General features: G+C 43.7%; 24 protein-coding genes and 2 pseudogenes. 15 read left to right on the plus strand and 11 right to left on the minus strand.

Annotation, left to right across the window (positions count from 1 at the left end):
* Positions 1–265: 265 nt before the first annotated feature.
* From flgE to ACED60_RS14750, 6 genes are all read right to left on the minus strand, one after another.
* Positions 266–1,570: a flagellar hook protein FlgE gene (gene flgE, locus ACED60_RS14725; RefSeq protein ID WP_135382695.1), complete on the minus strand. Its 1,305-nt coding sequence runs from the start codon at positions 1,568–1,570 to the stop codon at positions 266–268.
* Between the two features lie 45 nt (positions 1,571–1,615).
* Entirely contained in the window at positions 1,616–2,326 is a 711-nt protein-coding gene (gene flgD, locus ACED60_RS14730) for a flagellar hook assembly protein FlgD (protein ID WP_009848573.1), read from the minus strand.
* 17 nt (positions 2,327–2,343) lie between these two features.
* Positions 2,344–2,757, minus strand: a complete 414-nt coding sequence (gene flgC / locus ACED60_RS14735) for a flagellar basal body rod protein FlgC (RefSeq protein WP_009848574.1) — start codon at positions 2,755–2,757, stop codon at positions 2,344–2,346.
* Positions 2,758–2,761: 4 nt separating this feature from the next.
* Positions 2,762–3,157: a flagellar basal body rod protein FlgB gene (gene flgB, locus ACED60_RS14740; RefSeq protein WP_009848575.1), complete on the minus strand. Its 396-nt coding sequence runs from the start codon at positions 3,155–3,157 to the stop codon at positions 2,762–2,764.
* A gap of 255 nt (positions 3,158–3,412) precedes the next feature.
* Positions 3,413–4,240, minus strand: a complete 828-nt coding sequence (locus tag ACED60_RS14745; protein ID WP_009848576.1) for a protein-glutamate O-methyltransferase — start codon at positions 4,238–4,240, stop codon at positions 3,413–3,415.
* 11 nt (positions 4,241–4,251) lie between these two features.
* Entirely contained in the window at positions 4,252–5,178 is a 927-nt protein-coding gene (locus tag ACED60_RS14750) for a chemotaxis protein CheV (RefSeq protein WP_009848577.1), read from the minus strand.
* Between the two features lie 76 nt (positions 5,179–5,254).
* Between ACED60_RS14750 and flgA the strand changes: the two genes are divergently transcribed.
* The 3 genes from flgA (at position 5,255) to ACED60_RS14765 (ending at position 6,987) form a co-directional block, all read left to right on the plus strand.
* Positions 5,255–6,001: a flagellar basal body P-ring formation chaperone FlgA gene (flgA, locus tag ACED60_RS14755; RefSeq protein WP_012603426.1), complete on the plus strand. Its 747-nt coding sequence runs from the start codon at positions 5,255–5,257 to the stop codon at positions 5,999–6,001.
* A gap of 177 nt (positions 6,002–6,178) precedes the next feature.
* Entirely contained in the window at positions 6,179–6,496 is a 318-nt protein-coding gene (flgM, locus tag ACED60_RS14760; protein ID WP_029225445.1) for a flagellar biosynthesis anti-sigma factor FlgM, read from the plus strand.
* Between the two features lie 65 nt (positions 6,497–6,561).
* Entirely contained in the window at positions 6,562–6,987 is a 426-nt protein-coding gene (locus ACED60_RS14765) for a flagella synthesis protein FlgN (protein ID WP_009848580.1), read from the plus strand.
* Between the two features lie 260 nt (positions 6,988–7,247).
* Here the strand turns inward: ACED60_RS14765 and flgP are convergent, their stop codons facing one another.
* Both flgP and ACED60_RS14775 read right to left on the minus strand, forming a co-directional pair.
* A complete protein-coding gene (flgP, locus tag ACED60_RS14770; protein ID WP_009848581.1) occupies positions 7,248–7,679 on the minus strand; it encodes a flagellar assembly lipoprotein FlgP in 432 nt (143 codons plus the stop codon).
* Positions 7,680–7,688: 9 nt separating this feature from the next.
* Positions 7,689–8,324 carry a FlgO family outer membrane protein gene (locus tag ACED60_RS14775; protein WP_012603422.1) on the minus strand — a complete coding sequence of 212 codons (636 nt, stop codon included), beginning with the start codon at positions 8,322–8,324 and terminating at the stop codon, positions 7,689–7,691.
* Between the two features lie 192 nt (positions 8,325–8,516).
* Here ACED60_RS14775 and ACED60_RS14780 point away from each other — a divergent pair, with 192 nt between their 5' ends.
* A complete protein-coding gene (locus tag ACED60_RS14780; protein ID WP_371727868.1) occupies positions 8,517–9,650 on the plus strand; it encodes a flagellar assembly protein FlgT in 1,134 nt (377 codons plus the stop codon).
* A gap of 139 nt (positions 9,651–9,789) precedes the next feature.
* Entirely contained in the window at positions 9,790–10,296 is a 507-nt protein-coding gene (locus tag ACED60_RS14785) for a Fe3+-citrate ABC transporter substrate-binding protein (protein WP_371727869.1), read from the plus strand.
* Between the two features lie 333 nt (positions 10,297–10,629).
* Here ACED60_RS14785 and ACED60_RS14790 read toward each other — a convergent pair whose 3' ends face one another.
* The 3 genes from ACED60_RS14790 to ACED60_RS14800 are packed head-to-tail and all read right to left on the minus strand — an operon-like array spanning position 10,630 to position 13,388.
* On the minus strand, positions 10,630–11,871 hold the full coding sequence (locus ACED60_RS14790; RefSeq protein ID WP_371727870.1) for an NAD(P)/FAD-dependent oxidoreductase: 1,242 nt from the start codon (positions 11,869–11,871) through the stop codon (positions 10,630–10,632).
* A gap of 24 nt (positions 11,872–11,895) precedes the next feature.
* Positions 11,896–12,969, minus strand: coding sequence for a methyltransferase (locus ACED60_RS14795; RefSeq protein ID WP_009848586.1), 1,074 nt, complete (start codon positions 12,967–12,969; stop codon positions 11,896–11,898).
* A 29-nt stretch (positions 12,970–12,998) separates the two neighbouring features.
* Positions 12,999–13,388, minus strand: a complete 390-nt coding sequence (locus ACED60_RS14800; RefSeq protein ID WP_017103990.1) for a hypothetical protein — start codon at positions 13,386–13,388, stop codon at positions 12,999–13,001.
* A 71-nt stretch (positions 13,389–13,459) separates the two neighbouring features.
* Here ACED60_RS14800 and ACED60_RS14805 point away from each other — a divergent pair, with 71 nt between their 5' ends.
* The 10 genes and pseudogenes from ACED60_RS14805 to hutH all read left to right on the plus strand — a co-directional run bounded on the left by ACED60_RS14805 (position 13,460) and on the right by hutH (position 21,375).
* Positions 13,460–14,239, plus strand: coding sequence for a beta-ketoacyl synthase chain length factor (locus ACED60_RS14805; RefSeq protein ID WP_371727871.1), 780 nt, complete (start codon positions 13,460–13,462; stop codon positions 14,237–14,239).
* A complete protein-coding gene (locus ACED60_RS14810) occupies positions 14,236–15,006 on the plus strand; it encodes a 1-acyl-sn-glycerol-3-phosphate acyltransferase (RefSeq protein WP_009848589.1) in 771 nt (256 codons plus the stop codon). The genes ACED60_RS14805 and ACED60_RS14810 overlap by 4 nt, the downstream gene beginning before the upstream one ends.
* Before the next feature lie 106 nt (positions 15,007–15,112).
* Positions 15,113–15,373: a phosphopantetheine-binding protein gene (locus tag ACED60_RS14815; RefSeq protein WP_009848590.1), complete on the plus strand. Its 261-nt coding sequence runs from the start codon at positions 15,113–15,115 to the stop codon at positions 15,371–15,373.
* 10 nt (positions 15,374–15,383) lie between these two features.
* Positions 15,384–15,641 carry an acyl carrier protein gene (locus ACED60_RS14820; RefSeq protein WP_009848591.1) on the plus strand — a complete coding sequence of 86 codons (258 nt, stop codon included), beginning with the start codon at positions 15,384–15,386 and terminating at the stop codon, positions 15,639–15,641.
* Positions 15,641–16,198, plus strand: coding sequence for a septation protein IspZ (locus ACED60_RS14825; RefSeq protein WP_012603416.1), 558 nt, complete (start codon positions 15,641–15,643; stop codon positions 16,196–16,198). The genes ACED60_RS14820 and ACED60_RS14825 overlap by 1 nt, the downstream gene beginning before the upstream one ends.
* Positions 16,199–16,204: 6 nt before the next feature.
* Entirely contained in the window at positions 16,205–17,587 is a 1,383-nt protein-coding gene (locus ACED60_RS14830; protein WP_371727872.1) for an AMP-binding protein, read from the plus strand.
* A gap of 87 nt (positions 17,588–17,674) precedes the next feature.
* On the plus strand, positions 17,675–18,037 hold the full coding sequence (locus tag ACED60_RS14835; RefSeq protein ID WP_065678580.1) for a 3-hydroxyacyl-ACP dehydratase: 363 nt from the start codon (positions 17,675–17,677) through the stop codon (positions 18,035–18,037).
* A pseudogene (locus ACED60_RS14840) lies at positions 18,030–18,822 on the plus strand (glycosyltransferase family 2 protein); the annotation flags it as partial. The gene ACED60_RS14835 and the pseudogene ACED60_RS14840, both read left to right, overlap by 8 nt.
* Before the next feature lie 62 nt (positions 18,823–18,884).
* A pseudogene (locus tag ACED60_RS14845) lies at positions 18,885–19,850 on the plus strand (glycosyltransferase family 2 protein); the annotation flags it as partial.
* Positions 19,828–21,375 carry a histidine ammonia-lyase gene (hutH, locus tag ACED60_RS14850; protein WP_017099153.1) on the plus strand — a complete coding sequence of 516 codons (1,548 nt, stop codon included), beginning with the start codon at positions 19,828–19,830 and terminating at the stop codon, positions 21,373–21,375. The pseudogene ACED60_RS14845 and the gene hutH, both read left to right, overlap by 23 nt.
* Positions 21,376–21,410 lie beyond the last annotated feature (35 nt).

The following is a 21,410-nucleotide window of genomic DNA, read 5'->3' on the forward strand; positions in this document are numbered from 1 at the left end:
TTGCTCCAAAAATCATTTTCTGGAACTAACAAAGCAAACACTATGCCAATATTTTTAACTGTTATTTATCAAAAACTTAAATGAAAAAACAACAAAAAAGGCTGATCGTAAAGGATCATTGAGGAAGAATTGTTGCCAGAGGCATTACCGGGCGGCAATAGGGGCGGCAAATAGAAAAGCAAACAGCCATACATAATTCACCAACAATACCCAATTCAATAACATTGAATTGGGTATTCGCAGATGATTCAAACGCTCGAAACGATTAACGAATCTGAAGAATATTCTGTTGTAGTTGGTTGTGTACTTCTAGAGAACGAGAGTTCGCTTGGAAGTTACGTTGAGCAGAAATCAAATCAACCAATTCTTGAGTCATATCGATATTCGACTGCTCTAGTGAGCCATTGTTGATACTACCAAATGAACCTTTATTTGATTCACCCCAGATTTTATCACCTGAAGCGTTAGTAGAATCCCATTGAGTGCCGCCTTTCTTATCTAGACCATGCTCATTAGGTACACGAACTAAACCTACACGGCCTAGAATCACATTTTCACCGTTTGAGTAACTGCCTAGAACGCTGCCGTACTCATCGAAATCGATTTTCGTTAAGAAACCAGTTGTCGCACCATCTTCGTCAAACCTAGACAGTTCGAATGGAGCAGCAAACTGAGTTGAAGAATCCAGACCAAAGTTAAGTACCTGTGTCGGATCAGCACCGTTCAAATCAATAGGATTCTCGCCAGCGCCGATTGGGTCAGAAGTAATTGGCTGACCACTGTTAAGGCTTGCTAAGGTACCGTCATTGTTGAATTTCATGGTGTGACCAACATGGCCTGCTGAATTCGTCGCGTCGCCACCAGTAATATTTACCGGCTTCTCACCCGTTTCATCTGACATGGTGTAGTAGGTTTGCCAAGTATTCGGTTGAGTCTGATCTTTTAGGTAGTAAGTCGTTAACTTGTAAGACTGTCCCATAGAATCGTAGACCGTCGAAGACGTTGCACGGTTATAGGTATCTGGATCTTTGAAGTCAAATGTTGCCGGGTCTTTAAGATCACCGTTCGCAGGAAGGTTAACCCCTACTTCAATGTTTTCTGTCTGTTTAGGCTTACCAAACTCAGCTGGAATGTCGAGAGGCTTTGGTGCATAAGAAAGAACTTCACCCGAGTTTGGATCGACATCATAACCTAAAAGAAACTCATCATTGGCCGTAACCATGTAGTTGTCTTTGTTTAGGTGAAATGCACCATTACGCGTTAGTTCATTGATCTCTGGCACCATACGGTCTTTCGATACTGCAAAGAAACCTGTACCACTTACACGCAAGTCCATTGGGTTATTCGTATAGATACTTGAACCTTCATGGAACTGTTGTGCCACTTGGCTAGCTTGCGCACCGCCTCCTGGCGTCGTTTTTGCGTTAGTGAACAACGAGCTTGAGTAAACATCCCCGAACTCCGCACGAGACTCTTTAAAGCCAAATGTGTTTGCGTTCGCAATGTTGTTACTGGTTGTATTCAGGTCTAACTGTGCAGCGGATAGACCGCTTAAAGATACATATGACATTCCAATATTCTCCTAATCTAGCTAGCATAATCACTCTAAAAAGAGCTACGCTTTACCAACTTCTAGTACTTCAGCAAGTCGTACTGGCGATGTAAAACCAGCCAGATTGAGTAGTACGTTGCCATCGCCTTTACCAAGAAGCACACTGTTCACGTTCGCATAACTCGACACTTGGAACTCTGTGTTCTCACCTTCCAATAAACCCGACGCTTTCACGTTGTATTTACCGGCCGGCAATGGATTACCGTCTTCGTCTTTTCCGTCCCACTCAACACGCGTGTCACCAGATGGTTTTGAGCCGATATCAAAAGTGCGAACCAATTGGCCAACTTCATTCTCAACACGGACCATTACATTGTCCATTGCCTGAGGAAGCTTAACCATTGACGCCATACCGCCATCACCTTGTTTCACACCTGCCGCTCCAGGAACCAATACATCGCGGCCAACCAAAGAAGATGCCTGCAGTGCTTGGTTAGAAGTCATTGATGAATTCAAGCTTTCAAACTGTGTATTCATTTTTCCAATGCCATCTACGGTCGCAAATGAAGCCATTTGCGCAATCATCTGGTCATTGCTAACCGGCTTAAAAGGGTCTTGTTGTGCAAGTTGCTTAGTCAACAACGATAAGAAGTCATCTTGTTTAAGATCTTGCTTACCTGTCGTTTCATCGGGCTTCTTAGCACCATCTTGAAGACTCTTCAGCTGGTCAACATAGGACAAGCCGCTTTGACCAACATTGTTGATTCCAGCCATTTGCTACCTCCTTATCCTTATTGACCCATCTGCAGCGTACGCAGCAGCATTTGTTTACTCGAGTCAGCAACCTGTACGTTTGTTTGATACGCACGTGATGCTGAAATCATGTTTGCCATTTCTTCCATAACGTTCACGTTAGGCTTATAGATGTAGCCTTCGTTGTTCGCTAACGGGTGATCTGGGTTGTACTCCGCATTCAGCGGTTTATCGCTTTCTACGATACCTAATACTTTTACTGGCACAGTGTGACCACTATTACGTGCCTGATTTAGCTCAGCGCCAAACACTGCGTGACGAGCCTTGTAAGTGTCTTTAGCAGAGCTACTTACACTGTCTGCGTTAGCAAGGTTACTTGAGGTAGTATTTAGACGAACAGATTCAGCACTCATCGCAGAACCAGTCACATTGAATACATTAAATAAGCTCATCTAGTTATTCCCCTTTTATCGCTTTAGTTAAATTCTTGAACTTACTTCCTAAGAAGTCGAGAGAGGCTTGATGCCTAATTTGGTTTTGCATGAAAAGATTTCGTTCCAAATCCAAATCAACCGTATTGCCATCTCCAGTATCAGGTTGCGTAGGAATTCGATACTTCGTTTCCCCATTCACCGTTGTTGAGGCAGAAATATGCCGACCGTCTGTTCGGCTAAGACCAATGCTTGCCCCAGAACTTGCCGCCTGCAGTGATTTATTAAAGTCTAATCCCTTTGCTTTATACCCAGGCGTGTTAGCTTGCGCGATATTGGTGGAAAGCACCTCAGCGTTACGCTCACGTACACCAACTGTGTGCTGGTGAATGCCTAAAGCATTGTCAAAAGAAATAGCCATGTAAACCTCAACTCAAGAACTGACTGTTATGAAATAACCCAAGCAATATATATACCAACTTTAAAAATAAAGTGGCCGACCATTACTTTTACAGGTTACTCGTGGGTAAACTTGCAATATACAAGCCAACAAATAGAGTAAAATTGAATGTCACTCTGACTTAAAGATATAGATTAAATGAGAAAAAGAAAACCCAGCACTTGGCTGGGTTTTAAATTTGGACAGTAATATTGCACCTTAAAGTGGTGACACTAATTACTTTAATTTGTAGATGATGCCTGGATTACAGCGAACCATTTCAAAACGATCTGTTAAGCCGGTTAACGATTCAGACGCTCCCAATAACAGGTAACCACCAGGATTCAGGCTATTTGCCATCTGGTTAAGTACTTTTGACTTCATATCCGGAGAGAAATAAATCAACACGTTACGACAAAAGATAATGTCGAATTTGCCTAACAGTGCATAGCTCTCCATCAAGTTCTGAGGACGGAAGTTTACCATTCGCTTAACGTTGTCTTTCACTTTCATACGACCATCGCCAGCATCTTCAAAGAAAGTGCGACGGCGCTCAGGAGAAAGTCCTCGGCCCAAGGCAAGGTTGTCATAAGCGCCAGTGCGGCACATATCTAACATACTTGCTGAAATATCAGTAGCGGTAATCGATACATTTGGCAACATACCCGGCTTACGTGCTTGGGTCTCAAGTATCGTCATAGCCATTGAGTATGGTTCTTGACCTGAAGAGCTTGCCGCAGACCAAATCTTGATAGGACGTTTATTTGCCGCTATTTCCGGTAGAAGTTTATCCGCTAGTACAGCAAACGGATAAGTATCTCGGAACCAAAGTGTCTCGTTAGTCGTCATAGCATCCACTGCCGCCACTCTCAACTCACGGTTTCGACCTGTCACTACATCTCTTAGCAAATCAGACAATGAAGCAACATTAAACTTCGTTACTAATGGGCTTAAACGACTGCGCACTAAATACTGCTTACTGTCACCTAATACAATGCCACATTGAGATTCTAAGAAACGGCTGAAATCGCGATACTCTTGATCACTTATTGTTATAGCAGTCATTAATGTCTCTTTTAGTTAGTTAACGCAGCTTTAACCGCGCCACCAAGCTCATCAGGATTGAATTTCGCGATGAAGGAGTTAGCCCCTACACGCTCAACCATGGCTTGGTTAAATACACCACTCAATGATGAGTGCAAAATTACGTATAAATCTTTTAGTTCTGCGTGACGACGAATCTCAGCAGTCAGCGTGTATCCATCCATTTCAGGCATTTCAATATCTGAAATCACCAATGAAATTTGATCGTAAATACTGCCTTCCGATGCCATTTTCATCAGAGTCTCATAGGCTTCTTTACCATCTTTGACAGCAATGACCTCAAAACCAATAGATTCTATAGCACGTTGAACCTGCTTACGAGCAACCGTCGAGTCATCAGCAATCAAGATTCGGCGAACCAATTCTTTCTCTTGTTCAACTTCTGCAATTTCCTCTGCGATTCTGCTATCCATGGTTTCATCAACAGGTGAGATCTCAGCAAGAATCTTTTCAACATCCAGAATTTCAACCAATTCATTATCGATGTTGGTTACCGCTGTTAGGTAATTATCTTTACCTGAACCATCTGGTGGTGGAAGAATAGCTTCCCAGTGCATATTAACAATTCTATCTACAGAGCTTACGAGGAATGCTTGGATAGTACGGTTAAATTCAGCAATCACCACAAAGCACTTATCGATATCAGATGTAGGACGTCCGCCTACCGCTAGGCTCAAATCAATGACAGAAACTGTCTGACCACGAATATGAGCCACACCTTTTACGAGATGATGTAAATTTGGCATTAAAGTCAGACGAGGGCATTGTAAAACCTCTTTCACTTTAAATACATTAATACCGTAACGCTGACGCCCCATTAGGCGAAAGGTTAGTAATTCTAATCGGTTTTGACCGACGAGTTGCGTACGCTGATTCACTGAATCAAGAATACCCGTCATGAGCTCATCTCCATATCAAACTTTTTGGATAGAAAGTGTTAGTCTACTGCAGGCTACGAACCACTAGAGAAATAAAATGACATATCATAAAGCAAACATATATCTTTTTTCCATAGCTATGTGTAGAACTATTTTTAAAACTGTCGCTAAGTTTATCGGCATTCTAACAATATTGTTTAGTTTTTTTACACACGCGGCAACGCCGGAACAAATTGACATGATCCAATCAGCGGCTGAGCAACACATCCTTGACTCGGTGGAGCAACCGCGAGGCGGTGAACTTTTTGTTAATTCCGCTAATGTAGACTCTAGAATCAAAGCAACAAATTGTCCTATCCCCCTTGAGACAAGTGCCTCTACAACAACCAACACTCGCAGCAGCATTACTGTTTTAGTTCGTTGTGTTCCTGATGAATGGCGTGTTTACGTGCCAGTGCGCCTTTCAATGTCAGTACCACTTGTCACAACGACTCGTTCACTGGCGAGAGGCGAAATTGTCGGTCAATACGACGTCACAACTGCGATGATCTCTCTCAACAAATTTCGTCGCCAAGGCTTTACCACTCCACAACAAGTCATCGGTGCTAAGGTAAAAAAGAACCTAAGACCCGGTGATGTTGTCGAAAGAGGCGATATTTGTGTCGTATGCCGAAATGAGAAGGTTATCATACAGGCAGTAAAAGGTGGCATGACCATTACCACCAAAGGTACTGCACTTACCGATGGCTCAATGGGTGATCAAGTTAGGGTGAAAAATGACAAATCACAGCGTATAATCGAAGGTATTGTTACCAGCATGTCTGAAGTCACGGTTTACTTTTAACACTTCACTTTAAAGTGTCGGTATCGTTAGCGCTTTTATTCTCAACTCTAACATCCAATTATAACGGTTGAGGTGTTTGGTTCGTTTTCGACTATTGAGCTAAAAATTGCTAAAGTATTCTCACCCATGGTCGATATTGACTGTACAGGTTCCCATTTTGAAGAAAAAGGCTTAACTATGGCAGGTATTGATAATATTCGTTCAGGGCAAACCCTAGCGAGCACTAACCGCTCAGCAGTGCGCTCTGATTCTAAGTCTGAGGCATCAAGAGCTGATGTGTCATCTAAATCACCCGCAAGCAAAGATGCGGTTTCACTAAGCCAACAAGGCAAGGCGATTGGTCAACTCCATCAAGAGATGGCAGCACAACCAAGTTTCGATTCAGTGAAAGTCGCGGCAATAAAAGAAGCGATCGCAAATGGCTCATACACTGTTGATCCAGAAAAGTTGGCCGACAACATGATGAAATTTGAAAACGAATTAAAAGGTCTTTAAGCAAACATTAGCTTTTAAATAAAGTTATTATCTTAAAGTACACGAGGTTATTAGTAGGTTACATTATGGCGGCACTAGCAGATTTAGTTAATTTCCAACTTCAAAATGCCAAAGCCTTATCTGAATTATTGAGTTCAGAGAAAATCGCTATTACAAGCCGACAATCGAGCGATATTGAGCGAATAGCCAAAGAGAAAGTGGTTCTTGTTGAACAACTAAGATCAACCGATCAACGAATCGCTGCCCATACTAATATATCTGAACTAACCGAGAACCCTGAACTTGCTCAGTTAGTCGCAACCATCAAGTCCATAGTGCACGACTGCCATCAAGCGAACCTAGTAAATGGCGAAGCCTTGAATCGAGCACACCTTAGCTTCAAAAAACTCAGCAATATGATGCAGCAAAGTCACGGCAAAATTGGCATGACCTACAATGCCGGAGGCCAAACGCATACAATTTCTACGCTAGGAACCAACGTTAAAGCTTAGTTAGGTAAACCACCGCCCTCTCATATCTGTATCTGTATCTGTATCTGTATCTGTATCTCAGCCTACCCTTCTCGTTACACCTATCAAAACGCCTATTAAGCCAGTGAATGTACTCCCCAAGCCAATAAACAAAAAAGCGGCAAGTACTTTAATACTTGCCGCTTTCTTATTCATAGCCGTTACTGGTTGCCGTTACGCCATCTGGAAAGCGAATAGCAGCCAATATAACAGGAGAAACCTATAACTAGACGATCCTTAAACTAGAACAACGTTTGTTGTCTCTTCTCAGGCACTGGTTGAACTTCGCCATAATTACGCAGTTGTTCCATTTTTCGGATATCTAACCGTAGTTCAGTCACATAGCTGTCGCCAACAGGGTAACTGCGCACCACTTCAGCCCCACGGATAACACCATCAACTGCACCTGAAGTTCTTTCAGCACCAAGACGCTGATCCTCAAGCTCAGCCCGACCACTCACGCGCATACCATACACTTGTTCGGCAAGTTCACGATACGCATCAATTTTAGAAGCTCTCATTGCTCGGATACGTTTCTCTTCGTCATTACGACCTTTCTGCTCGCTGACACTCGAGTAGCCAACCGCAACCAAAAAGTCATTAGGTCTCATGCTTTGTAATGGTTGACAGCCGACAAGCAATAAAGCGGCAACAACAAATATTAATTTCTTCATCACGAACTCCTAAGGGCGAAGAATAACAGTATGAGGCTGACTGATCGTTGGATCAGAACGAATAATAACCCCATCTTGAGTTCGAATACTGTTCAGGGTATCTAAGTCACGACCAATACGGTCTGCAGGTAAAAAGCCTTGTGCGGAGGCAACAACGATGCGAGTTTGCATTCCGACCACACGAGCATTCACTAGAACACCGCCTTCTTGACGAAGCATAGTTCCAGTCAAAACATACTGGACGTCTTGCTCTTGGGCTAAGTCTTTCCAATCGCGGCTAATAGCAAAATCCCCCTGGTGGGTCACTTGGATAGAGCCGGTGGTTTTAAAATCAACCACTTTAAAACCTCGACGCTGAAACTGATGAATGAAACCTTCTGATACCGAGTTTCCTAACCAACTGGTTGTGTCCATGTGTTGCAGATCGACAAACGAGGTAATGGCAATGGGTGTTCTGGCTGAAATACTCGTATTCGACAAGATCAAATCTTCGGTCATGCTTTCCACGAAAAAATCCATGGTATGACGCGGGCTGTCCATCAACATAAACGGACTGCCTGAATACTCAGATTTACCGTTATAGATTGGCGAATAAGCGCATGATGTCATTAACATGACACTCATTACTACGAGCCATTTTTTCATTCTCTTATCTCCAGATATATTTAGTGCTTGCTGTTCCAATATGTTCTCGCCATGACTCTTTTCAATGGATTACAATGTTGGAACAATCTTTGCTTTTCATTAATGGTTCAGATTATGAAAAACGCACTTGAGTCAGCTTTAAGCTTATAAATATTTGTTAAGCAATATTTATACCCAACTGGTAACGAATAGATGAAAAAAATAATTTATTACTTATTTCCAATAAGTTTACTGACAACCATCAGCTTCAGCACTCATGCCTCTTGGTATGAAGTTACCGGTACTGCGGCCATAGTATCGTCAGAGGATGCGGCAAGGGTTCACGCCTTAGAGGATGCCGTCTACAAAGCCATACAGTTCTCAGGCGCTGACATCGGCAGTATTGCAAACCTCACCCCCTACTTAGATGCAAAAAAGAAAGAATTTCAATTTACCAATCATGAAGTACGCTACATCTTGGTAGAAAAAGAGAAGAAACGCGGTGGCAATATCATGATCACCGCAAGGGTAGACATCTACCCTTCGGCAAGTGCTTGCCATGACAGCCAATATAAGAAGACGTTTTTGGTCGGTAATATTGATGTGACCTCTCCACAACAAGCTGTGATGGGTCGAATCTATAACATTGGTGATGATTTTGGCCATGTTGTTAACCGACAACTGGCGCAAGAATCTCGCAGTTTTGTCTCTGTTGGTACAACAAATTACGACATAGACAAGCGTCGACCGGAAGTGATCAAAATGATCGCACAAGATACGGGGGCACAGTACATCATAGGTGGTGACATCACCGACTTAACCGCAACCATCGAATCGAAGCTTTTGAAAGACGACATTATCAATCGCCAATTTGCATTAGAAATGCAGGTATTCGATGGTAAAACAGGTCATCAGGTTTACAACCGAAGCTATCGTGAAGTTGCAAAATGGCCATTTGCGAAGACCAGCGAAATCGACACCCGCAGTGCTCGTTTCTGGGCATCAACCTATGGCAGCATGATGCTTCGTGTCAGTCGTAATATTATGTTGGATTTAGAATCGGAAGTATCTTGTAAAATCACGCTTCCTGAAGTTGCTGCTGTGTTTGGGAATATGGTGACCATTGATTTAGGCCGAATACACGGTGTAGAACAAGGTGACAAACTTCAGCTTTGGCACACAGGTTCATTTATCGACCAAAGAGGCTTGCCACGCAATAAGGTCTCTCAAAGCGATATCACCCTGACGGTTTCTCGCGTTTATGAAAACGAAGCTGAACTCACCATTGATCAACCAAGCCTTGCGGGAAGTATTCAAATTGGTGATGTAATGCAGAAAATCATGTAGTTAGCGACAAGCTCACTTCATAGTTTCTAATAAAGCCTTAGCACTTTTGTTAAGGCTTTATTTTTTTCATGATGATTAGTTTCGGTTTTAACGTATTTGTCGTAACCTTATTAATAACATAATCATCATTTAGCAAGCTATGAGCCAGAATAATCTAATTGGTGCGACCGGTTATCGATTTATATCGAAAGGCCAAACCGCTTTTAAAATCCACATCCATACTCCTGAAGATACGGTGTTACATCGTTCTGTCGGTTTTGTTCGTATGGGGGAAGACAAAGCACTCAAGAAAACCATCAAATTAAGAGATGAGCTAGGTAGACAGCTTTGGGGCAAGTTTTGGCCAAAGGTCCTCAAAGAGCCCTATCTCATGACACGTCTGCCTCATAGTTTAGAGCCTAAAATTGTATTTAAGCCTAATCCAACGCAGAGTGACCCTGAACATCGCGACGAGTGCTACATAGCGAAATGGCGTGTTTTCTCTGAGAATGGTGATTACAAATACAGAACAAAAGTATGCTCTATACGAAAACACGGGAGACTCGCAGCCTACAGCCAAACCAAACGAGCACTTCTTGAAGCTCACAAAGATGTGATTGAGCTGCTTATCTTTATGGGACGATTGAACAGCATTGATCTGAAGTAGTATCAACCTCGATAACTTCGTTAGAAACTTTGGATTCTGACGTACTGGAGTTGGTATTCGCTCTGAGAGGCTGATAATCAAATACAAAAACAGCCGCGCATTGCGGCTGTTTTGATTTATGGCTAACCATAGTGACCATTTAGCATGCTGTTATACCAATCACAGTAAGTAAGTGATCATAAATAGCGCAGGAAAAAGGCTTAAGAACAAGGCAGAAATTTTCGATAAGTAGTTATTCTACAATCAAAATTTCTAACGTAGTTATTGAGCGTTTTAACCAGCTAGGATGACCAGTTATTTACTACGATTGGTATTACATACTAAATAGACCATCTAGCTTCGGCATATCTCTGCCAGCGTCTTCAATCGACGTTTTGACTCGTTTACATAGGGGTTGCTTTGATCCCATGCGTAGCCCGCCAAAATCGAACATACCATTTGCTTTATCTTCTGGTTTGGTTCTTGATAGAAAATCACATCCTGAAGAGCCCCCGAGTACCACCCTTCAACATACGTTCTGAAAGTATTTACCCCAATCATCAATGGTTCAGCGTATTCACGATCCCAGTCGACTTTCTCGCCATTGAGTTGTTTTTCCACACACTCAACCACAAACTGAGCCGACTTCATCGCTATAGTCACTCCCGATGAAAATACAGGGTCAAGAAATTCCCCCGCATTACCCAGTAATGCATACTTATCGGTTGCAAGATGTTTAACGTTGACAGAATAGCCACCAATTTCGCCTGCGGGATTTGGATACTCCGCATTTGCCAAAATCTCGGCCAAGCCCGACTCTTCTGTTGCCAGCTGCTTAATCGCCGAAATCTTGTCTTCTGGGTATGATTCAAAGAATTTAGGTTCCCCTACCACACCGAATGAAGAGACTCCGTTACTGAAGGGAATCAACCAATACCAAACATCAGGATTGGTTGGATGTACCGAGACCAAAATTTTACTGCGATCGTATTCAAGATCAGTATCCGTTGCTGAGATATGATCATTAATATGTGTGAAGATAGCTTTGCGCGGAGGAAGTCGTGATGGCTCTTCTAAATCGAGCATCTTGGGTAACACTCGACCAAAACCACTACCATCAAGGACGTATTGAGCCTCTAGCTGATAACGCTCTCCACCCTGTATTTGTACATCTAGTACAGTACGGTCTTCAGCGAAGTTAATGCCTATCAGTTCATGTTGGTAATCAATGGTAACACCCTGCGCTTCAGCACAGTCTGCCATTACCTTATCAAAAGTACCTCGTTGAACCTGAAACGTCGTTCCCGGCCCAGAAGAGAACTTATCTTCAAAATTAAACGCCGTATAAACGCCATTTTTACGAAAAGCCGCGCCATCTTTAAATTGGAAGTTAGCATTAGCCACAGCTTCGCTCATGCCCGCTTGTTCGATCACTTCCATGCACGCTGGTAACAGGCTTTCACCAATAGAAAAACGGGGGAAAAGGCTTTTTTCAATCACTCGAACATCGATGCCTTTTTTATGAAGCAAAGACGCCGCAATAGACCCTGATGGGCCAGCTCCGATGATCACTACTTGAGTTGACAGTTTTTTCATTAATTTAAGCCATGTTTACCATGATTATTTCGCGCTAGCTTTCAGCTCCAGAAGCGTATGCCCAAGACCGATATCGTCGGTACGAGTCACCACATCAAAGCCAGCCTCTTCCACTATCTCTAGGAAATCTTCACTGCGGTAAAAGCGGCTGTTGCCGTTGGCCAAGCAAGTGAAGTAGAGAGACGTCGCATTTAAGCTATAAGAAGCCGCATCGTATTTCTGTGCATCCCAAAACAGTTCAAGGATATAAACAGTCGCGTCTTCTGACATATGAGAGCGAACACGCTTTAATATGCTAAGAATTTCCATTGGCGAGAAACAATCAAGGAACTGACTCATCCACCATACATCCGTACCTGTCGGCAGCGCTTGCTGTTTATCAAGCATGTTAGCGGGGAATGGAGTCACTCGATCTTGATGACCGTGCTGTGTTGCGTTTGCCATTGCCATTTCTAATTGCTGCGGCAAATCGACAATCGTCACCTCGACATCAGAGTCGTAGTTACAACATTGCATTGCCCACTTACCTGTATTACCGCCAATATCCACCAGCGATTTAGGCTTCTTACTGAAAACTTTCTCAAGCAACACAGGGAACGAACGATCTGAGTAGAAATGATCAAACTTAAACCAGCTCTCTTTTGCTTTTTCTGGTAATTGAGACAAACCTTGATAAATCGTTTCCCAATCACCCAGCTCTTTCAGGCCTGCAGGTGTACCTTCTTCTATTGCTTCGGTTAAATGCATCATCGCGGCATAACAAACATCAGCCGTGAAATCCATATTTGCGTTGGTCATGCCATCATGCAATAGATAAAAACCTAGGTTAGCCATTTTATAATGAGGCTTATCCCAAGTAACGATGTGAGCACTCAACGCCATATCAAGCAGAACTTTGACACCGTATTCGGATACACCCGTTGCTTGAGAAATAGTTTCAGCGGGTAAACCATCATTGCCCGCGTCATCTAACGCTTTCAAAATACCTAAATCACGAAGTGTACGAGCTGTATGAAAAACAATAGGAGCAAAAGACAATTTTTGCGCTTCTGTTTTTGCTTCTAATGCGTTAAATGGATCTAATTTATATTCCGACACGAAAAACCTAACTTTAAAATAATAGAGAGCTACATAGCAGCCATTTGTGCAAGCTTGCGTTTAATATCAACGTTCAAGTTATTAACCCAACGGTTGTAATTACGGTGTATTTCACCATCGTCGTACTTCAAATTCTCTGATTCGACGTAAAGAATAGAGTAAAACTTATCATTATATGGAATATCAACCACAGCATGATGTGAACGGACATACAGTTCAGCACGGATTAGGCCTGGCTTAATTTCTGAAACCAACCAACCTCGGTTCTCAGCAGACTCATAAATCGCTGATTTCACCTGTTTACTTTGAAGATTCAAAGCAACTGGAGTATCCTCAACATTCATTACAGGTTGGACACGTCCACAGCCTGCAAGAACGAGTATAAATAACATTGAAACGGCTATTTTTAGTAATTTCATTTAAACTCCTTACCCGTGTTTATTTATAAGCATGCATAGTATTAGTTAGACCCAAAGTAAATCAATACTCTATGTCAAATCAATCCCAATTAATGTCGTTTAATATTGAAAAATGGTCAGCAAATTCGCCAGGCCTCTATTCCGTTGCCGAGTGGCAAACGTGGAGCACTCATTTAGATTGGCCACAAAATGGCTCAACCGAATTTAAAGCCATCCCTCCTATGATGCGTCGCCGAATGAGCCTGCAAAGCAAACTGGCCGTCCAAACCGCATTAACCCTATTAAAAGATACCTCGATTGATTATCTGGTTTTTGCCAGTCGACATGGTGAGCTCCACCGAACAGCCACTTTAATTCAATCAATATTAGAAGGTGACTACGCCTCTCCAATGGCGTTTTCCCAATCGGTACACAACACCGCTGCAGGTCTAACAACGATTGCTGCAAAAGCGCCGATTCCACTGACCTCTATCGCTGCTGGGCAAGATACCTTTCACAACGCCCTGATTGAAGCTTATCTTTACCTACATCAGTATCCGTCACATCGTGTACTCGTCATTGACTTCGACCAACCTCTGCCTGATGTATATCGAGAATATGAAAATCAGCACTATGCTGACTACGCTCTAGGTTTAGTACTCACAGCAGGCAGTGACTACTCGGTGTCGAGAGCAGTAACAAGTAAACCAATCGCTAGCACCCCCAAAGTTAGAGACAACTCAGCAGCTGATTTACCGCAAGGCCTACAAACGCTACAACATATCCTATTGGGAACACAGCATTGGACTATTGCTGGTAAGCACCAAAACTGGTCCTGGGTCAATAACGCGCAAACAGGTGCACAGAAATGAGCAAAGTAGGCCAATGTTGGCGAGTATTCGCGACGGGGCTCTGCTTTACCATCTTTGGTTTGGGAGGCTTAGTCTTAAGCTTCTTAATCTTACCTTCGATCGCCCTAACGACTCGCAACGTCATAGAAAGAGAGCTCAAAGCACAGCGATTAATCCGTTTCTCATTCAATGCATTCTGCCAAATAATGAAGTTTACAGGCGCGATTGATTACCGAATTGATGGCGCCGAACTGCTCCGCGAAGATCGCAACTGCATCATTGTCGCCAATCACCCTAGCTTGATTGACTATGTACTGATCGCCTCTCAACTTCCTCAATGTGATTGTCTTGTTAAAGCGGCAATATGGGAAAACCCGTTTATGAAGAGGATTGTCAAAGCAGCGGGATACATACCCAACCAAACCCCTGACGATCTTTTAGAACGCTGTGAAGAACGCTTTTCGCGTGGAAATGTATTGTTAGTTTTCCCTGAAGGAACTCGCACAACGCCAGGAATTGAACCATCCTTACAACGTGGTGCGGCACAAATTGCCACTCGAACACAAACCGACTTACGCGTGATTCATATTACAGTTTCTCCGACATTCTTAACAAAAGAGAAAAAATGGTATCAAGTTCCTGCCACTAAACCCTTTTTTCATATCGCAGTGAAAGGTAAAATAGACGTCGCACCCTTTATTGAGAATTCAAATAACTTAACTTCGGCAGCAAGGCGCCTCAATCAACACCTTGCACAGACTATTTTTCCTTCCGAAGAAAATATTTAGCTCATCAATAAAACAACTGGTGATATCAGCGTTTCGAAAATACATCACATAATGTAGAATCGCCCCCCTTGAAGTAGCATTTAGATAAAGTACTAAGTAGGCCTAAGTGGAAACATTACACAACGAACTAAAACAACTGATTATCGACGCACTGAATCTTGAAGATATGAGCATTGATGAAATTGAAACGGAAGCACCACTGTTTGGTGATGGACTTGGATTAGATTCTATCGATGCCCTTGAGCTCGGCCTTGCTATCAAGAAAAAGTACAACATTGTTATCGATGCCGACGATTCAAACACTCGCCAGCATTTTGCATCGGTTGAAAACCTAGCTAACTACATTTCATCTAAAACGAACAACTAGACAGATCTTTATGACACAAGCTAACCAACAAGAAGTATTCAACCAGGTTAAAGATGCGCTTATCGAGCTGTTTGAGCTTGATGCTGAAGATATCACTCCAGAAGCACACCTTTATCTCGACCTCGACCTCGACAGCATTGATGCCGTTGATTTGGTCGTTCACTTACAGAACGTTACAGGTAAGAAGATCAAGCCTGAAGAGTTCAAAGCAGTACGCACCGTTAATGACGTTGTCGAGTCTGTGGTTGAACTATTGAAGGACGCATAATGCGTCCTCTGCTGACTTTACTGTCGGCAATCATACTTTTCACTTATCCAATAGCGGTTTACTTTGGACTCAACAAGTTTGGCCTACAAACCGTTGGTATCGTCTTAGCCGCTATTTTTGCTGTCCGCATTTTCACCGGTGGTCAGGCTAAAATCAAAGAGCTAAAACACCTAGCTTGGATCAGCGGAAGTGCCGGAATTGTTCTGCTGGCATTAGGGTTAACCTTCAAACAGCACGGCTGGCTAACTTATTACCCCGTCATCGTTAATGTTTGTATGCTGGTTGTGTTCGCCTCGAGCCTATGGCAACCGCAAACGATTATCGAGCGGCTTGCTCGCCTCCAAGAACCAGAACTTCCACAAAGTGGCGTTGATTACACACGAACAGTCACCAAAGTTTGGTGTCTGTTCTTTGTTATCAATGGCTCTATCGCCCTTTACACCTGCTTCCAACCTCTTGAAATATGGACCCTATACAATGGCTTACTCAGCTATGTATTTGCGGGGTTGCTCTTTGCAGGAGAGTGGGTAGTAAGACAGCGCATTCGTCAGAGTTAAATTGTTATGACACAAACCATCTCTTACACTTCCTTGTCTGAACTTCTTAGTCAGAACAGATCGCCTGATTCTATTGTCTGCTTTGACGACAATAGCGAGATTTCGTGGCAAACATTTAACGACGACTTATCTCAACTCGTACAGCTTTTATCTTCATCCCCTTTTCAACGAGTTGCGATTTGCACCCAAGACAGCTACCTATTTTCAGTGGCCTTTTTAGCGTGCGCAGCCAGCAACAAACACATCATCTTGCCAGGTAACTATCAACCGTGTGCGCTTGCCGAGCTGAGTGAGCATTTTGACTGTCTGTTGGTCGATGATGCGATTGGTGCAGTGGAAATAAATGAAGTTCGCAATATCCAAACCTTATTAGACACCGAAATACGAGAACCTCTAACCGATAATCTTCCCGCCATTGAGTTAGCAGCAATCCAATTGACCCTGTTTACTTCAGGTTCAAGCGGTACGCCGAAGGCAATCAATAAAACACTAGAACACCTAGATATTGAAATCGCTCAGCTAGATAAAAACTGGGGCGCCTTGCTTAAAGACAACCAAATCCACAGCACCGTATCACACCAACATATCTATGGTCTGTTGTTTCGAATCTTATGGCCACTTTGTTCTGGAGTTCCATTTTCTCGAAACAATCTCGAATACCCGGAACAGATCCTGTCTCACGCTAACAAGCAGAGCGTGTTGATCAGCAGCCCTGCGCTACTCAAACGATTAAAACACGAGACAAAGTCTACGCATCTAGCGGGTGTGTTCTCTTCTGGTGGCCCTTTACCTACCGAGTCGGCTCATCAATCACGAGATCTGCTTGGGCATTTACCTATCGAGGTGTTTGGCAGCACAGAAACCGGCGGCATCGCGTTTCGTCAGCAACAGAGCGTTCAAACACCTTGGCAGCTTTTTGACTGTATTAAGGCTAGTCTTAATAGTGAGAATTGCATTAAGTTATTGTCGCCGTACATCGACAAAAACAACTGGTATCAAACCGCAGATGAGTGCGAAATGGTCTCAGAGAATCAATTTATATTGAAAGGCCGAACCGACCGAGTGATCAAGATAGAAGAAAAACGAGTATCACTGGTTGAAGTTGAAAAGCGACTGGAGCAACTACCTTGGATAAGCGAGTGTGTGGTCATTCCCTTTGAAGAGCCTGAACGCTTAATTTTAGCATCGGTTTTGGTATTATCAGAGGAAGGCCAAGTGACTCTCGCAACCATGAGTAAAGGTAAATTCTGGTTAATGTTACGTTCAGAACTCAGAAAATGGTTAGAGCCAATCGCTATTCCAAGAAAGTATCGTGTTGTTGATGAGATCACCCTCAACAGCCAAGGCAAGCGACTAACCTCTCACATAGAGCAGCTCGTCAAATCATAAAAATCACTGGTCGCATTTTATACTGAGATTATCTTTTATATTTTTGTCAGAAGACCCATTTTAGCCCAAGGATTCTAAGCACACGCTATGGATAAGAGAAAACCAAACGTCATTGCTGTTGACACTGTAGAGAAAGAATCGACCCTGACACTCCATGTTACCGGAGACATCACCGATTTTAAGGGGCACTTTAAGAGCTTCCCTATTCTTCCCGGTGTGACACAAATTGACTGGGCACTTCACTATGCTGTCCAAGAGTTAAATGTCCCTGGTTACTTTAAAGGTATGGAGGTCATCAAATTCCAAGAGCCTATCCTTCCTGACGCCACAATCCAGCTATCACTCAAATGGGATGCTGACAAAGACAAGCTGAGCTTCAGCTACACCTCAAACAACGGTGAACAGACCCACTCTTCAGGAAAAATGAAGCTGGGAGAGAAAAGTGAATAGCGCTCCTGCTGAGGCTGCTTCTCAACACGTAACAAAAGAAAGCAACTACAAAGCTTGCTTCCTAATCCCGTGCTTTAACCACGGTGAAACCATGCCTGCAGTGGTGTCGTCACTCCATCATTTTGAGTTGCCGATCATCATCGTTGACGATGGCAGTGAACTCACCACGAAACAGTTTCTGGCTCCCCTAGTAGAGAATTCAAACGTAACCTTGGTGACGCTAGAGCAGAACCAAGGTAAAGGCGGTGCCGTAAAGGCTGGCATCAAACGAGCACAGGATCTCGGCTTTAGTCATGCCATTCAGATTGACGCTGACGGTCAACATGACCTAGACGCCCTACCCGCATTAATCGAAGCGTCACAAGCTAAGCCCCAGCGCCTGATCTCAGGTCAGCCTGTCTATGACGATAGCGTACCGAAGGCAAGGCTCTACGGGCGCTACGCGACACATATTTGGGTGTGGATAGAAACTCTATCTCTCTCGATTAAAGACAGCATGTGTGGTTTTAGAGCGTATCCAATCGATAAGACACAAACAGTACTGAATAAATACGATGTCGGTTCGAGAATGGACTTCGATATCGAGATTCTGGTTCGCTTATACTGGGAAGGTTGCGACATTGACTTCATTGAGACGCGAGTCATCTACCCTGAAAATGGTGTCTCTCATTTCGATGCGCTGTGGGACAACGTAAAAATCAGTTGGATGCATACTCGACTGTTCTTCGGCATGCTGCCAAGAGCCCCTAAGCTGATTGCTCGTCACTTCAAATCAAATTCTGAAGATCACCTAACAAGTTCGACACAATTTTCAGAAAGCAATCAGGCGCAGCAGACACCAAATAGCACTGAACAGCCTCATTGGTCCAGAACTCAAGAGCGCGGCACAGTTCTCGGTATCAAACTGTTGTTAGCTGTGTACTCACTATTAGGCCGAGGTGTATTCAACCTAATTTTGCGCGGTGTGATGCGTTACTACCATTTGACAGGCAAGCGCGCGCGAAACGCTTCTGAGCAATACCTATTCCAGCTTAAGACATACGCAGAGCAACGGAATATTGAGTTACCCGCTGAATTAACCAGTTATAACCACCTGCTTTCGTTTGGCCATACCATGCTAGACAAATTAGCCGCATGGAAAGGTGATTTTTCAGTCGATAACCTGACCATTCATGGTCAAGAGCAATTCGAAAGTATGGTGGAAAACCAGCAAGGTGTGCTAATCCTGGGTTCTCACCTTGGTAATATCGAGTTGTGCCGTGCTTTGGGACGTCGACACTCACACATCAAAATCAATGCGCTGGTCTTCACGGAACACGCCGAACGCTTTAATTCGGTGATGAAAGCAGTAAACCCACAATCTGATTTAAACCTGATTCAGGTGACATCGATGGGCCCTGATACCGCCATCTTGTTGCAACAAAAATTGGAGCAAGGTGAATGGATTGTGATCGTTGGCGATAGAACCTCCACCAGCAAAGAGAGTCGCTCAGTATGGGCAGAGTTCTTGGGTAAAGAAGCTCCCTTCCCTCAAGGGCCATTTATGTTAGCCTCTGTTCTCAAAGCGCCAGTATTCTTATTGTTTGGCCTACGAGATGACTCACAAACCAAACCGCATTTTAATGTCTATTTTGAGCATTTCAGCGACAAGATAGAGCTACCAAGGAAGACTCGCGAACAATCTTTACAGCAAGTCGTGCAGAAATACGCAGACCGACTTCAGCACTACACACTGAAAGCACCGCTTCAGTGGTACAACTTTTTTAACTTTTGGACATTGAGCAAGCACCATGACGAAAACAAATCCAAATAGCATCACCTTTGGTGCCGAACGCCTCACGATTGAGGATGTTGTCGCTATTTCACAAGGCGCAAAAGCCTCGATGAACTCAAGCAATGAGTTCACATCAAAGATCGACCGCGGTGTCGCTTTTTTAGAACGCCTATTGAAAGAAGAAGGCGTGATCTATGGTGTGACAACGGGCTACGGTGACTCATGTACCGTTGCAATTCCGCCAAACCTTGTTGATGAATTACCACTGCATCTAACGCGCTTTCATGGCTGTGGTTTAGGCGAAATACTGTCTCACGAACAATCTCGTGCAGTATTAGCGACACGTCTTTGTTCATTGTCACAAGGTGTCTCTGGTGTGACTCACGATTTGCTCAACCAGATCGTCACTCTGATCAACCAAGATATCTCGCCGCGCATTCCTCAAGAAGGATCGGTTGGTGCCAGTGGTGATTTAACGCCGCTGTCTTATCTGGCAGCTGCACTGATTGGTGAGCGCGATGTCATCTACAAAGGTGAAGTTCGCCCTACTAGTGACGTTTACAAAGAGCTAGGGATTAACCCTATCAAGCTTAAGCCAAAAGAAGGCTTAGCATTGATGAATGGCACGTCAGTAATGACGGCTTTGGCTTGTATCGCCTACAAACGTGCAGAATACCTAGCTCAGCTATCGACTAAGATCACCGCAATGGTGTCTGTAGGTATGCAAGGCAACGATTTCCATTTCGATGAAGCGCTGTTTGCAGTTAAGCCTCATCCGGGTCAACAGCAAGTTGCTGCATGGCTACGTGATGACTTACAAGCGGATCGTCCGCCACGCAACAGTGATCGCCTACAAGATCGTTACTCACTGCGTTGTGCTCCACATGTGATTGGTGTGGTTCAAGACTCTCTGCCTTGGCTACGCCAAATGATTGAGAACGAGCTCAACAGCGCTAACGATAACCCAATTATCGATGGCGACAATGAGCGCGTACTGCACGGTGGACACTTCTACGGTGGCCACATCGCAATGGCAATGGATACGCTAAAAACAGCAGTAGCCAACCTTGCAGATCTACTTGATCGCCAAATGGCGCAGTTGATGGATTACAAGTTCAACAACGGCTTACCATTTAACCTAACGGGTGCTGAAGGCGAACGTAAACCAATCAACCACGGTTTCAAAGCGGTACAGATTGGCGTTTCAGCTTGGACAGCAGAAGCATTGAAACACACCATGCCAGCAAGCGTGTTCTCTCGTTCAACCGAGTGTCACAACCAAGACAAAGTCAGCATGGGCACCATTGCGGCTCGTGACTGCTTACGCGTTCTTGAACTGACTGAACAAGTAGCGGCAGCATCACTTCTGGCGGGGACACAAGCTCTTGAGCTTCGTAAACGCCATAATGAGCTTGATGAGCACCACATGAGTGAAAACCTAAAGCACATTCGCGACGAAGTGCTTAAAGAGTTTGAATTTATCGTAGAAGATCGACCACTTGAAGGCGATCTACGCCACTTCATTGCTCGTATTCAAAGTCAACACTGGTCACTTTACTCCTAGAGTAGCTAACCCTTTACGCAATATTGTTGAGAGCG

It is taken from the genome of Vibrio sp. 1F279, from assembly GCF_041439815.1.
GTDB lineage: Bacteria > Pseudomonadota > Gammaproteobacteria > Enterobacterales > Vibrionaceae > Vibrio > Vibrio tasmaniensis_A.

Coding starts and splice junctions, on each gene's coding strand:
- ACED60_RS14810 (WP_009848589.1), top strand. CDS start 14,236: ATGAGCAAAGTAGGCCAATGTTGGCGAGTATTCGCGACGGGGCTCTGC.
- flgB (WP_009848575.1), bottom strand. CDS start 3,157: ATGGCTATTTCTTTTGACAATGCTTTAGGCATTCACCAGCACACAGTT.
- ACED60_RS14750 (WP_009848577.1), bottom strand. CDS start 5,178: ATGACGGGTATTCTTGATTCAGTGAATCAGCGTACGCAACTCGTCGGT.
- ACED60_RS14790 (WP_371727870.1), bottom strand. CDS start 11,871: ATGAAAAAACTGTCAACTCAAGTAGTGATCATCGGAGCTGGCCCATCA.
- flgE (WP_135382695.1), bottom strand. CDS start 1,570: ATGTCATATGTATCTTTAAGCGGTCTATCCGCTGCACAGTTAGACCTG.
- ACED60_RS14805 (WP_371727871.1), top strand. CDS start 13,460: ATGTCAAATCAATCCCAATTAATGTCGTTTAATATTGAAAAATGGTCA.
- ACED60_RS14830 (WP_371727872.1), top strand. CDS start 16,205: ATGACACAAACCATCTCTTACACTTCCTTGTCTGAACTTCTTAGTCAG.
- hutH (WP_017099153.1), top strand. CDS start 19,828: ATGACGAAAACAAATCCAAATAGCATCACCTTTGGTGCCGAACGCCTC.
- ACED60_RS14785 (WP_371727869.1), top strand. CDS start 9,790: ATGAGCCAGAATAATCTAATTGGTGCGACCGGTTATCGATTTATATCG.
- ACED60_RS14780 (WP_371727868.1), top strand. CDS start 8,517: ATGAAAAAAATAATTTATTACTTATTTCCAATAAGTTTACTGACAACC.
- ACED60_RS14820 (WP_009848591.1), top strand. CDS start 15,384: ATGACACAAGCTAACCAACAAGAAGTATTCAACCAGGTTAAAGATGCG.
- ACED60_RS14800 (WP_017103990.1), bottom strand. CDS start 13,388: ATGAAATTACTAAAAATAGCCGTTTCAATGTTATTTATACTCGTTCTT.
- ACED60_RS14745 (WP_009848576.1), bottom strand. CDS start 4,240: ATGACTGCTATAACAATAAGTGATCAAGAGTATCGCGATTTCAGCCGT.
- flgD (WP_009848573.1), bottom strand. CDS start 2,326: ATGGCTGGAATCAACAATGTTGGTCAAAGCGGCTTGTCCTATGTTGAC.
- flgP (WP_009848581.1), bottom strand. CDS start 7,679: ATGAAGAAATTAATATTTGTTGTTGCCGCTTTATTGCTTGTCGGCTGT.
- ACED60_RS14825 (WP_012603416.1), top strand. CDS start 15,641: ATGCGTCCTCTGCTGACTTTACTGTCGGCAATCATACTTTTCACTTAT.
- ACED60_RS14765 (WP_009848580.1), top strand. CDS start 6,562: ATGGCGGCACTAGCAGATTTAGTTAATTTCCAACTTCAAAATGCCAAA.
- ACED60_RS14775 (WP_012603422.1), bottom strand. CDS start 8,324: ATGAAAAAATGGCTCGTAGTAATGAGTGTCATGTTAATGACATCATGC.
- ACED60_RS14835 (WP_065678580.1), top strand. CDS start 17,675: ATGGATAAGAGAAAACCAAACGTCATTGCTGTTGACACTGTAGAGAAA.
- flgM (WP_029225445.1), top strand. CDS start 6,179: ATGGCAGGTATTGATAATATTCGTTCAGGGCAAACCCTAGCGAGCACT.
- flgA (WP_012603426.1), top strand. CDS start 5,255: ATGACATATCATAAAGCAAACATATATCTTTTTTCCATAGCTATGTGT.
- flgC (WP_009848574.1), bottom strand. CDS start 2,757: ATGAGCTTATTTAATGTATTCAATGTGACTGGTTCTGCGATGAGTGCT.